The organism is Streptomyces cellostaticus (assembly GCF_001513965.1).
Taxonomy (GTDB): domain Bacteria; phylum Actinomycetota; class Actinomycetes; order Streptomycetales; family Streptomycetaceae; genus Streptomyces; species Streptomyces cellostaticus.
Genome location: NZ_KQ948103.1, coordinates 1 through 3700, shown reverse-complemented (window position 1 = coordinate 3700; position 3700 = coordinate 1). Strand labels below are relative to the sequence as shown.

Below are 3700 nucleotides of genomic sequence, written 5' to 3'. Positions count from 1 at the left end.
TTCGAAGAGGCGGTTCGTGCGCTGATCACTGGTGGGTATGGGGCGTTCGTTGAGGTGTCGCCGCATCCGGTGCTGACGGGCGCGGTGTCCGAGACCGCGGAGGATGCGGGTACCGCGGACGTGGTGGTTGTGGGCACGCTGGAGCGTGACAACGGCGGTGCGACCCGGTTGGTGACCTCGCTGGCGCAGGCGTACGTCGGCGGGCTGGCCGTCGACTGGAAGAAGGTCCTGCCGGCCGGAGAGCCGGTGGAACTGCCGACGTATGCGTTCCAGCACCAGCGGTACTGGCAGGAGATACCGGCCGCGGCTGCGATCCCGGCGGGCGGGGACGGCGCGAGCACGGCGGCCGAAACACGGTTCTGGGCCGCCGTCGAGGGCGGAGACCTGGCGCATATCGCTGAGGTTCTGGAGATCGAGGACCAGCAGCATGTGGGTGAGGTCCTGGAGGCGCTGACGTCGTGGCGGCGCCGGGAGCAGGACCGGTCGGTGACCGCGAACTGGCGTTACCGGGTGAGCTGGTCGCCGGTCGCCGAGCCCGACCCGGGTGTGCTGAACGGGACCTGGCTGGTCGTGGCCGAGCAGTCCGGCGACGACTTGACGCAGGCGTGCGCGGCGGCGCTGGCCGCTCGGGGTGCCGAGGTCGTGGTCGCCGAGGTGCCGGCCGGGACGGTGGACCGGGCCGAGGTGGCGGCCGTCCTCGGCCAGGCGCTGCATGACGCAGAGCCCGCCGGTGTGGTGTCGCTGCTCGCACTGGACGAGACCCCCGTGCCCGCGCATCCGGTGGTGGCTGAGGGTGTGGCGGCGACGCTGGGGTTGGTGCAGGCGCTGGGTGATGCCGAGGTGGGCGCACCGTTGTGGGTGGTCACGCGTGGTGCGGTGGCTGCCGTGCCGGGTGAGGTGCTGGCCAACCCTGTGCAGACGCAGGTGTGGGGGCTTGGCCGGGTCGTGGGCCTGGAACTCCCTGATCGGTGGGGCGGGTTGATCGATCTGCCTGCCGTACTGGACGAACGTGCCGGGGTGCGGCTCGCGGCCGTGCTCGCCGGGTGCGGTGAGGACCAGGTCGCGATCCGCCCGAGCGGGATCCTGGGCCGCAGGCTGACCCGGGCCCCGCAGCCCCGCGGCTCCGCAGAGCCCTGGGTGCCGCGCGGGAGTGTCCTGATCACCGGTGGAACCGGTGCGATCGGCGGGCATGTGGCCCGCTGGCTGGCCGGCCGCGGTGCTCAGCGGCTCGTGCTGACCAGCCGGTCCGGACCCGGTGCGGCGGGTGCGGCCGCGCTGGCGGCCGAGCTGGCGACGGCCGGTGCGCGCGTGGATGTCGTGGCCTGCGATGCGGGCGACCGGGCGGAGCTGGCCGGGCTGCTGGCCTGGACCGGCACGGACGGGCCCGCACTGTCCGCGGTGATGCACACCGCAGGCATCCCCCAGGCCACCGCCGTGCAGGAGGCCGACCTCGCCGAGGTGTCCGCGGTGCTGGCGGCCAAGGCCGCGGGCGCCGTCCATCTGCACGAGCTGACCGACGGCCTGGACCTGGACGCGTTCGTTCTCTTCTCCTCGATCTCGGCGACCTGGGGCAGCGGTCTGCAACCCGCCTACGCCGCCGCCAACACCTTCCTGGACGGGCTCGCCGAGCACCGCAGGGCCCAGGGAATGCCCGCGACCTCGGTGGCCTGGGGCCCGTGGGGCGGCGGCGGCATGACCGACGAGGACGGCGCCGCGCAGGGCGTGCGGCGCGGGCTGATGGTCATGGAGTCGGACCAGGCGGTCCAGGCGCTGGCGCAGATCCTGGACGGCGGCGAAGGACTGGTGACCATCGCGGATGTGGACTGGGCGCGGTTCGCCCCGCCGTTCACGCTGCGCCGGCCCAGCCCGCTGATCGAGGGCCTGCCCGAGGTCCGGCAGGCCCTGGCCGGCGCCGACGCGGATGCGTCCGGCGGCGACGCGGTCGTCGGCTCGGACTCGAGCACGGCCCTGAAGCAGCAGCTGGCGGGCCTGTCGCGCGCCGAACAGAACCGGCTGCTGGTCACCCTGGTGCAGACTCAGGCGGCCGCGGTGCTGGACTACCCCTCGCCCGAGGCGGTAGAGGCCAACCGTGCCTTCAGCGACCTGGGCTTCGACTCGCTGACCGCGGTCGAACTGCGCAACCGGCTGAGCACCGCCACCGGCCTGCAACTGCCCGCCACCCTGCTGTTCGACGCTCCTACACCCACGGCCGCGGCCGAGTTCCTCCTGTCGCAGCTGGGAGGCGCCACGGGCAGCGCTCAGGCCGCCCCGGTCGCCGCTGCGGTCAGTGACGAGCCACTGGCGATCGTCGGCATGAGCTGCCGCTACCCCGGTGGCGCGACGAGCCCGGACGAACTGTGGAACCTGGTGGCCGCCGGAACCGACGCCATCTCCGTTCTTCCCGAGGACCGGGGCTGGGTCCTCGAGGACCGGCCCGACGCCGAAGAGGGGTACTCCGGAAAGCCCATCCGGGCGGGCGGATTCGTGTACGACGCGGTCGGCTTCGACGCGGGCTTCTTCGGGATCAGCCCGCGCGAGGCCCTGTCGATGGACCCGCAGCAGCGGCTGCTGCTGGAGGTGTCCTGGGAGGCGCTGGAACGGGCCGGAATCGACCCTGCGTCGCTGCGCGGCTCCGCGACCGGCGTGTTCGCGGGCGCAGCCGCCTCTGGCTACGGCTGGAGCGCCGGCCTGCAGGGCGAACTGGACGGGCACCTCGTCACGGGTGTCTCGACCAGCGTCGTGTCGGGCCGGGTGGCCTACGTCCTGGGCCTGGAGGGCCCGGCGGTGACCGTGGACACGGCCTGCTCGTCCTCGCTGGTCGCGCTGCACCTGGCCTGCCAGGCCGTGCGGTCGGGCGAGTGCACGCTGGCCCTGGCCGGCGGCGTCATGGTGGCGGCCAACCCGCTCCTGTTCAACCAGTTCAGCCGCCAGATGGGGCTGTCACCGGACGGACGGTGCAAGCCGTTCTCGGCGGCGGCCGACGGCATGGGCCTGGGCGAGGGCGCGGGCATGCTGGTCGTGGAGCGGCTGTCCGACGCGCAGCGGCTCGGCCACCGGGTGCTGGCGGTCGTGCGCGGCAGCGCGATCAACCAGGACGGTGCGTCCAACGGTCTGACCGCGCCGAACGGCCCCTCGCAGCAGCGGGTGATCCGGGCTGCCCTGGCCAACGCCGGGGTACGCGCCGACGAGGTCGACGTGGTGGAGGCGCACGGCACGGGGACCCCGCTGGGCGACCCGATCGAGGCACAGGCGCTGCTCGCCACCTACGGCCAGGAGCGCGCCGAGCAGGGGCCGTTGTGGCTGGGTTCGGTGAAGTCCAACATCGGGCACACCCAGGCCGCGGCCGGCGTGGCCGGTGTGATCAAGATGGTGCAGGCGCTGCAGAACGAACAGCTGCCGGCGACGCTGCACGCGAACGAGCGCTCGCCGCACGTGAACTGGTCGGCCGGAGAGGTGCAACTGCTGACCGAACCGGTGCCGTGGCCGGTGAACGGCCGACTGCGCCGTGCCGGCGTCTCCTCGTTCGGAATGAGCGGCACCAACGCGCACATCATCCTCGAAGAAGCCCCGGCCGCTCAGCTCGACAAACCCGAGGACGACGGCGAGGGAACCGTCACCGAAGAGAGCACGCTCCCCGCGGTGGTGGAGTCCGGTGGGCTCGCCGCGTGGATGGTCTCGGGTCGCTCGGCGCACGGCCTGA

1 protein-coding gene is annotated in these 3700 nt (G+C 73.2%); it reads left to right on the top strand.

The window, feature by feature from the left end; genetic code table 11:
* Nucleotides 1-54: 54 nt before the first annotated feature.
* The coding region (locus AQI88_RS42205) for an SDR family NAD(P)-dependent oxidoreductase (protein ID WP_208616104.1) at nucleotides 55-3700 on the top strand (3646 nt) is incomplete at its 3' end.